The organism is Nostoc sp. (assembly GCF_054880495.1).
On the sequence record NZ_JBTYKD010000197.1, the window covers coordinates 1 to 7,981 of the forward strand.

At 40.2% G+C, this 7,981-nt stretch carries 7 protein-coding genes and 2 pseudogenes; 5 read left to right on the forward strand and 4 right to left on the reverse strand.

Annotated elements, in window-relative coordinates; all coding sequences use genetic code 11:
• Positions 1-80: 80 nt before the first annotated feature.
• From ACYTXL_RS18610 to ACYTXL_RS18620, 3 genes are all read left to right on the forward strand, one after another.
• The gene (locus ACYTXL_RS18610; RefSeq protein WP_461926042.1) at positions 81-302 is read left to right on the forward strand and encodes a hypothetical protein; all 222 of its coding nucleotides are present in this window, start codon (positions 81-83) and stop codon (positions 300-302) included.
• Between the two features lie 199 nt (positions 303-501).
• Entirely contained in the window at positions 502-735 is a 234-nt protein-coding gene (locus tag ACYTXL_RS18615; RefSeq protein WP_461926043.1) for a Nif11-like leader peptide family natural product precursor, read from the forward strand.
• Positions 736-1,013: 278 nt separating this feature from the next.
• On the forward strand, positions 1,014-2,102 hold the full coding sequence (locus ACYTXL_RS18620; protein ID WP_461926044.1) for a nucleotidyltransferase domain-containing protein: 1,089 nt from the start codon (positions 1,014-1,016) through the stop codon (positions 2,100-2,102).
• Positions 2,103-2,242: 140 nt separating this feature from the next.
• Here the strand turns inward: ACYTXL_RS18620 and ACYTXL_RS18625 are convergent, their stop codons facing one another.
• Positions 2,243-2,530, reverse strand: a complete 288-nt coding sequence (locus tag ACYTXL_RS18625) for a hypothetical protein (protein ID WP_461926045.1) — start codon at positions 2,528-2,530, stop codon at positions 2,243-2,245.
• A gap of 120 nt (positions 2,531-2,650) precedes the next feature.
• Positions 2,651-3,776 (reverse strand): annotated as a pseudogene (bchI, locus tag ACYTXL_RS18630) (magnesium chelatase ATPase subunit I).
• Between the two features lie 325 nt (positions 3,777-4,101).
• On the opposite strand from bchI, the pseudogene ACYTXL_RS18635 reads away from it, so the two are divergent.
• Both ACYTXL_RS18635 and ACYTXL_RS18640 read left to right on the forward strand, forming a co-directional pair.
• Positions 4,102-4,404, forward strand: a pseudogene (locus ACYTXL_RS18635) (DNA cytosine methyltransferase); the annotation flags it as partial.
• Positions 4,405-4,907: 503 nt separating this feature from the next.
• A complete protein-coding gene (locus tag ACYTXL_RS18640; RefSeq protein ID WP_461926046.1) occupies positions 4,908-6,131 on the forward strand; it encodes a glycoside hydrolase family 10 protein in 1,224 nt (407 codons plus the stop codon).
• 15 nt (positions 6,132-6,146) lie between these two features.
• On the opposite strand, the gene ACYTXL_RS18645 is transcribed toward ACYTXL_RS18640, so the two are convergent.
• A complete protein-coding gene (locus ACYTXL_RS18645) occupies positions 6,147-6,332 on the reverse strand; it encodes a hypothetical protein (protein ID WP_461926047.1) in 186 nt (61 codons plus the stop codon).
• A 251-nt stretch (positions 6,333-6,583) separates the two neighbouring features.
• On the reverse strand, positions 6,584-7,627 hold the full coding sequence (locus tag ACYTXL_RS18650) for a tetratricopeptide repeat protein (protein WP_461926048.1): 1,044 nt from the start codon (positions 7,625-7,627) through the stop codon (positions 6,584-6,586).
• Positions 7,628-7,981: the final 354 nt, after the last annotated feature.

Genomic DNA, 7,981 nt, shown 5'->3' on the forward strand with positions numbered 1-7,981 from the left:
CTTTTACCAGCTTTTGTAATATGTCTACCTGATCCGAGCAGGAATTAGACAGACAATCTAACATACTATTTTATTAATAGGTGTCAAGTCAAGCTATAACAGGATTTTTAGATTTGGCATTGGTATCTGGTCAGGCTGAAGATGAAAAATCAGCTAATTTACTACTTTGCGATCGCACATTTTGCAATAGCGGGAAGGAACTAGCCAACAGTCCTCATGGGAAATCATCCACCACCACGAATGTAAATACAATTTACAAGTCAGAAGAAATGCTTTTTAACCAAAAATTGCTACTATCTTAGGGCTGAATTTTACAAAATATTAATAGCACTATTAGCCTACAAGTTATATTTTCTTATTAAAATCAACACATTTTTCTTCTTTGTTTTAAGATCAAACTTATAGATGCTTAATCTAGAAATTATTTACAGAAGTTAGTGAATCCCCAGGAGTTAAATTACCACATTCAAACCTGATATTTCAAACAGGAGATGGATTGTCATGACACAGCAAAATGCTGCCCGACTTTTTAAAGCCGTAAAACAAGATCAAGCATTACAGGAAAGACTCAAAGTAACAGCTGATCCAGAAGCCTTCATCAAGATTGCTCAAGAGCGTGGCTATGACTTCACCGCTAAAGAACTGGACACTGAGATCAGCAAATTGTCTGAAGAAGATTTAGCCACCATTGTCAATCCAGGATGGGGAACTAGACGCCACATTAATCCTAGATAATTCCTGCTCTAGGAAACTGAAAGTATAGGAACAACTGAATTGACAAGTTTTGCTCCTCAAGGGGATGTGATTGCATCATCTCCTTTCGGGGCATTCCTATTAAACGCAAGGCTCAGATCCCCGACTTCTTAGAGAAGTCGGGGATCTTGTTGTTCACGAATGATTAAGTACAGCTATATGTACCGGTCCTCGGCTTTCTTTGTGCTGTGGAAGTATTTATGCAATATCTGAAGAGAGTTAACTCATGAGTTAGGATGAGTATATTTTAATCAGGTGATATGAAAAGAATAGAGGTTGAGCAAAGAACTATTTTAATTGGTTTGGCAGGTAGCCACGGCTATGGTTTAAATCGTCCTGATTCAGACTTTGATTATCGGGGAGTATTTATCGCACCCAAAAGGTACTACTTGGGATTTGATCGGATAGAACAAAAAGATGATGGTTGGGATGAACCAGGAATATTTCCATTCGTTGATGGCAATAAAGATACAGTTATATATGAATTAAGAAAAATCCTCCAGTTATTAGCGGGCGCGAATCCCAATGTTTTAGAATTGCTCTGGTTAAATAACTATCCTTTTTTAAGCTCAGTCGGACACCATTTAATTAATCATAAACAGTTATTTCTGAGCAAGAAGGTAAAACATACTTACACTGGTTATGCCTTTGCCCAAATCAAAAAGATGGAAACTCATCGTAAATGGTTGTTAAAGCCACCACAAAAAAAACCAATCCCATCTGACTTCGCCATCGAAGACGAAGCACCTCTGGGCAAAGATGAGCTAAATGCTTTTCTGGAATATCTTTATAACTTAATCAGAGGACGGATTGAGTTTTTGGAAGAAGCGGAACAATTATACCAATTGCTGACGGCAGATATTGATTTTAAAGGAGTGTTAAAACAATATACTTTACCCGATACAACTTTGGAATATACCCAACAGTTAACCAATAGTCGTAAAGATTTTATCCGCCTGCTTCAGAAAAGCCAAAGCTATCAAATAGCTTTAAGAGAATGGAAGGCTTACTTATCTTGGCAGGAGAATAGAAATCCGCCTAGGGCAGAAATGGAAAGAAAGTCGGGTTTTGACCTCAAGCATGGGATGCACTGCATTAGATTGTTACGCAGTGGAGTAGAAATATTGCGGCAAGGTGAAGTGATTGTAGATAGGAGAATAGCTGGCGATGTTGAGGATTTAAAAGCTATTTTAAAGGGTGAATATTCTTATGAGCAGGTGATGAAAATGGCAGAAGATTTGGTTGCCGAAATGGAAATTCTTTACGAACAATCTGCGCTACCTCACAAACCTGATTTGGAGCAAATTAATGAGTTATGTATGGAATTGGTGGAAATGCAGAATTGGTAAATGAAAAAGCAGAGACGCGATTAATCGCGTTTGTACATGAGTTAGGAGTTAGGAGAGACGCGATTAATCGCGTCTGTACATGAGTTAGGAGTTTCTAATTAATTTTTCACTTCTTTAACTCATAACTAATTTTAAAGAGCTTACATTAAGTCAGCAAAGCCATAGAGGCTGATGATGAGCAATAGTGATGCTGTTAGTTGGGTAATTCGCTTTTGGGGTGAAGGCGCGATCGCTTCCCGTACTAAAATAGAAATAGATGCCCCAACTACTAAGCTTAAGCCTAAAATTAAGTATGGTCTGTCGGGTAAAATACTGGCTATTGCCAGCATTGCGATCGCTAATAAGAGCATCAATAATTCTACAAATCTGGGCGGATTGTATTGGCTAGATAGAATAAAGCTGTTGAACCAAAAAGACCAAAATCTCATAGTCAGTGTTGAATGTTGAATGTTGAGTTAAAAGTGCTGAGTTAGACTCTGCCAATTTTAGATTTTGAATTTTGGATTTTTTCGTCAATCCAAAATCCCAAATCTAAAATCCAAAATTAATTAACCCCTAACCCCTAACTTTTGAACCTGTGCCGTTTTTTTGTGCCGTATCACTTTCTGGTAGTTCGACACCAAAGACGCGGCTAAAAGCTTTGGCGACTTTATAGCCAGAATCAATCGATTCTAAAGGGTCTTTCCGCAGTCTGTGACGCAAGCATAGCGTAATTACACGATGGATATCATCAACTGTAACTTCCGTCCGTCCTTCATAAGCTGTTAAGGCTTTGGCAGCGCGGTTACTAACAATATCACCTCGCAAACCATCTACATCCAGTTCTGAGCAGACTTCAGAAATTTTCACCCGCAGATCATAGTCAATTTTCACTTCTGGCAAAAGTTGTTGAGCATTGACAATTTGCTCTTGCAATGCTTCTTGTTCAGTTTTGTACTTTTCGAGAAATACTGGAGGATTTTGGTCAAAATCCGCCCGTTGTTCCACGATTTGCACCCGCAAGACTGGTTCTTTGACTGTGTGAATTTCTGCGTGCATCCCAAAGCGATCGAGCAGTTGGGGACGTAGTTCGCCTTCTTCTGGGTTTCCAGAACCCACAAGAACAAAACGCGCTGGGTGACGGATAGAAATACCTTCTCGTTCTACAGTGTTCCATCCACTGGCGGCGGAGTCGAGTAGCACGTCTACAAGGTGGTCATCTAACAAATTGACTTCATCCACATAGAGAATGCCTCGGTTAGCCTTGGCCAACAGTCCCGGTTCAAAGGCTTTGACACCTTCAGATAAAGCTTTCTCAATGTCGATTGTGCCACAAACTCGGTCTTCTGTAGCTCCTAGCGGCAGGTCTACCATTTGGACTTTTTTCTGAGTTACAGGAATTTGGGCTCCTTGTTCTAACAGTTGGCGGACTTCATCGCTCATCAAGTCGGGGTCGCTAGGATCACTACTGAAGGGATCATTGGCAACCACAGAAATTTCTGGCAGCAGATCCGCCAGCGCCCGGATAGTTGTGGATTTCCCGGTGCCGCGATCGCCCATGATCATTACACCACCAATTTTGGGGTCAATCACGTTCAATAGCAGCGCCAGTTTCATTTCTTCCTGGCCCACAATTGCCGTAAAAGGAAATACTACGCGACGCGCACTTGCCGTGGATTGAGCAGTTGGACTCACTAAATTACCTTAACAATATTTTTCTTATTACAGTTTTCTATTGTGACACAGATAGGGTCTAGAATAGTTTAGTAAATTTAAAAGTATTATTAAATACACAAATTTATGTATATACTAATTTGTTTTTTGCATTTGAAAGCGATTATCTTCCTTATAGAAAACTAGTAATAGGAAGATTACCTGATGGTATTATTCTTAGGACTTACGCAGTGAAAACCTGAAACATCGATCCCCGCTAACCCACGCCACTTACTCCACTTGACGAGACCCCAAGACCGCAGTGGCTCCCCTTAAAAAGGGCAGGGCTGTTTCATTCGATCTCTTAATTGATGAACCTAGCCCAACAGTAAGAGGAGTTAATCGTCCTATTCCTAAAACCTATAAAAAACACCCTAAAGATCCAGTCCCCGTTATAGGAAACTTACGCCCATTGACTACAATTGAAAGAAGCTACTTGCAGACTTTTCCAGAAACATTTATTTTTGAAGGAACAAAAACAGACCTGGAACAGATGATCGGAAACGCTGTCCCAGTCAAACTTGCAGAGTATGTTGCTCAAAGTATCCTTGAATATATTAAAGATAATTTAAATAAATCTATAAGAATTACAGAAAAAACTTATGTTTAAGCATTCAGTTCCAATAAATAAATTGAACAACTATATCTTTTATAATGGTTCTTTGAAGCTCAAAAATTAGATATCAGTTATTAATATAAAATGGGAGATTACATTAAGTAGTTTAAATCTCCTAAAGTGTTTTTAATTTAGCTATTAGTTTAACTTATATTTATCCAAGTCTACATCAATCTCTTGGCAGAACTTGAGGACTGAATGATTATCATTACTCTACACTGGTGATTTTATTTTTTGGAAGTCCAATGGAGTATAACCAATGCCTCATTCTCAATATCTATTGGGCACTAATGACCACTAACTGCGTCAAGCATCTTATAACTTTGCTAGGTCTGCTTTAGTTTTTATGGTGCAAAAGTTTCATAAGCAGGGAACGAACAATTACCAACTCATTAATCCTGTAGTCAGCATAAATACTTGTAGACTATATGGTTAATAGATTCAATTATAAAAGCAAGCAATGACGTGTGTGGGTAGCTAATGCATCATTCAGATCTATGAAATTATCTTTTATTGTTCAAAGTTGGCGGCGTAGATGTACAGCAGCTTGTCGTCAGACATCGCTTAAGTATCTTTTCCCAATTCTCATTTTAATATCCTTTGTTACGGTATTGTTGGTAGACAGTTTCACCCCTGCGATCGCACAGTTACCCCGTCAGGAAATTCGTGGGGTTTGGATGACCAACAATGATTTTGACACCCTCAAGAGTCGCGCCAAAGTGCAGGATGCGGTGAGTCAACTGCGGCGGCTAAACTTCAACACAATCTATCCTGTGGTGTGGAATTCTGGCTATGTAATGTATCCCAGTGCCCTAGCACAACGTGCAGGTATTCAACCTTTTGTCTACAAAGGTTCAGATGGACATGATATTCTGGCAGACCTGATTACCCAAGCTCATCGCCAAGGATTGCTAGTAATTCCCTGGTTTGAATTTGGTTTCATGGCTCCCTCAACCTCAGAACTGGCACTGAATTATCCAGATTGGTTCACACAAAAGCGGGATGGTAGCCAAACTTCAATCAGTGCAAGTGGTGAGGTAATGTGGCTGAATCCGTTCCATCCCCAAGTGCAACAGTTCATTACCAATCTTGTGCTAGAAACTGTTACTCAATATGATGCCGATGGCGTTCAGTTTGACGATCACATGAGTTTGCCCTACGAATTTGGCTACGATCAATATACAGTTGCCTTATACACCCAAGAAACCAATAATGCTCCCCCAACTAATCCTCAAGATGCGGCATGGGTAGAGTGGCGAGCAGATAAAATTACGGCGTTCATGGTACAACTTAACCAAGCGGTGAAGCAGAGAAAACCCCAGGCGATTTTCTCCGTTGCTCCCAATTACTATGATTTGGCTTACAAGTTTCACCTGCAAGATTGGCTGAGTTGGATGCGGCAAAATATTGTAGACGAGTTAATTGTGCAAATTTATCGTCCGAATCTGCAAAGTTTTGTGGCAAATATTTCTCGCTCAGAAATTCAAGAAGCGCAACAAATAATTCCAACTGCAATTGGCATTATGGCAGGGTTACGAAATAATCCAGTTTCCATCGAGCAAATTAAGTCTCAGGTGCGGGCTGTCCAAGAACGCCATCTAGGTGTAAGCTTCTTTTACTATGAAAGTCTTTGGAACGATGCTCTAGAACCCTTGAACGAGCGACAAGCTGGATTTGAAAATCTCTTTCCATCTCCGGCACTCCGCGCCAGAATTGAATAACTTTTCTGTTTACAGCTATTTACCTGAAAACTGCTGTAAGACCAAATAGCCCCGAGATGCGATCGCTCTTAGAATTTGTATACGTAAGCACTGTTGTTTCAACTCCTTTCCGAAATCATAAAGCCTAGAATCTTCAGACTTTTCCAGCGCCCAATTATTGAGTTGCTGGACGGTAGTTTGCCAATCATCGGGAACTGGCATTGGTCGGCTCAAGAATACCGCCGTCCCAAATGCTGCTATGCGGTTCTCATTGACAGTAAACCAAAAAGTTTTTAAGAGAAGAGCGATCGCTAGAAGGTTTGTAGCTTATGATACTTAATAAGACAGAATATTCTCACTAGCAGACATAGTATAGATTATGATTACTTATGATTAGCTAGCCGAGAACGCTCAATATTAACCTGATGGAATATAGATGCTTTCAAAGACTTGACTTGTCCATCACATTAAGTTTAACTATTTGGAGATGTTTCCTGCTGGTATTGCATAGCTTTAGCATAATCACCCAAGGCGTAGCAAGCAGCTTTTAGACGAGCAAGAGCTTCTTGTTCACTGCGGCGGTCTTTCATATTCCTAGCTAAGAGCAAACGTTCTTCATAATATGTAATTGCTTTGTTATAGTCACCCAAAGCTTCACAAGCAATTCCTAAACTACCTAAAGACTGCTCCTCGCTACGCTTGTCTTGAGTTTCTTTAGCTAATTGCAAGCGATCTTCATAATACTTAATGGCTTTGGCATAATCACCTAAGGCATAACAAGCATTTCCCAAATTTTTTAGCACCTGAGAAGCACTGCGAACATTTTTTAAAGAGCGTGATAGTACTACACACTGTTCATAATAGGCGATCGCTTTTGGGTAATTGTCCAAACCATACCAAGCATTACCCAAATTCTTTAGTACCTGTTCCTCGCCCCAATTATCTTTGAGTTCCCGCACAATTTCTAGGCTTTGCTGTTGATACTCAATTGCCTGTGTAAAGTTGCCTAAAACTTTATATACTAATCCCAAATTATTCAGTGCTGCAACTTGACTGCGTTTGTCTTGCAATTGCTGCGTTATTTTCAAACACTTTTCTAGAAACTCAACTGCTTTTTGATGGTCATTCAGGTGACGATATGCATTGCCTAAATGGGAAAGTGCTTGCATCTGCAACGCTAAATCTGAAGTGTCTTCACTCAAGGACAAACACTGTTGGGAGTAAGAGATAGCACCTTTGTAGTCTCCAGTGCTATAAGTTACCAATCCTAAAAAAGAAAGTACCTGTGCCTGTTTTTGCAAATCCCCAACTGCCTGAAACAGCCCCAAGGATTGTTGCAAAGACTTCATCGCCACTATTAATTCACCAGCTTGCTGCTGTTGAATTCCTTGCCGTAGTAGCTTAGATGCTTCCGATAAATGGTCGTCATTTTCCTGTGGAGGTAGTATTTCTCCTTCCCAACCAGAGTCAAAATCATGGGTAATTGTATTATGCTTCACTGGTTTTAGGTATGTTATGGGTCATTCTAGGGGAACTGTATTTTTCGAGATGTTATTCCATTCACCTTTAGACATCAACTCCTTCCTGCGAAGTCTGGTGTTAAATCTAGTATTCCCATAATCAGAATATATCTTTCATCAGGCTGGTTTACCACAGCGTAGCTTTAGCAGCAGTTCAAGTATTTTTGCAATAGGTTTAGTAAGCAACTCTTTCTCTGAAGCCACTGAGCTTTAGCCCAGATCGAGCATACCAAACAAGGACATTTGTCCTTGCAAGTGGCAGGTCATCCCCGGACTTTCGGGCTGGCTTACGGACAACCCCAAGGCAGCAATATTCTTAGCCGCGTTTATATCAGCATCATGTTCAAAACC

What these genes read in the sequence shown, in the direction of transcription:
- ACYTXL_RS18615 (WP_461926043.1), top strand. Translation starts at nt 502, where the DNA reads ATGACACAGCAAAATGCTGCCCGACTTTTTAAAGCCGTAAAACAAGAT.
- ACYTXL_RS18620 (WP_461926044.1), top strand. Translation starts at nt 1,014, where the DNA reads ATGAAAAGAATAGAGGTTGAGCAAAGAACTATTTTAATTGGTTTGGCA.
- ACYTXL_RS18625 (WP_461926045.1), bottom strand. Translation starts at nt 2,530, where the DNA reads ATGAGATTTTGGTCTTTTTGGTTCAACAGCTTTATTCTATCTAGCCAA.
- ACYTXL_RS18640 (WP_461926046.1), top strand. Translation starts at nt 4,908, where the DNA reads ATGAAATTATCTTTTATTGTTCAAAGTTGGCGGCGTAGATGTACAGCA.
- ACYTXL_RS18645 (WP_461926047.1), bottom strand. Translation starts at nt 6,332, where the DNA reads ATGCCAGTTCCCGATGATTGGCAAACTACCGTCCAGCAACTCAATAAT.